At 60.9% G+C, this 350-nt stretch carries 1 protein-coding gene; it reads left to right on the top strand.

All coding sequences use genetic code 11. From position 1 onward, the window contains the following. The coding region (locus tag AC1DIH_RS28260; RefSeq protein WP_477774105.1) for an immunoglobulin-like domain-containing protein at positions 1–350 on the top strand (350 nt) is incomplete at both ends.

Consider the following 350-nt stretch of genomic DNA (forward strand, 5'->3'; position numbering starts at 1 on the left):
AACACCGGCCTGACGCTCACTGCCGACAACACCATTACCGAAGGCGGCCAGATCACCTACACCGCSACSCTGASCAAYCCGGCCGGCACYGCSATGAGCGTGACCCTGTCGAACGGCGCMGTGATCAACATCGAAGCCGGCAAAACCACCGGCTCGGTGGTGGTCGACACCCCGGCGAATGACGTTTACAAAAACGGCAGCACCGTCAGCACCACTATCGAAAGCACCACGGGCGGCAACTTCGAACAGTTGACCCCAAGCACCACCCCCGCCGTTACGACGATCACCGACTCGATCGACAACACCGGGTTGAGCCTGACGGCGAATGGTTCGGTGATTGAAGGTGGCCA

The sequence above is a fragment of the Pseudomonas sp. 05N36 genome (genome assembly GCF_056397385.1).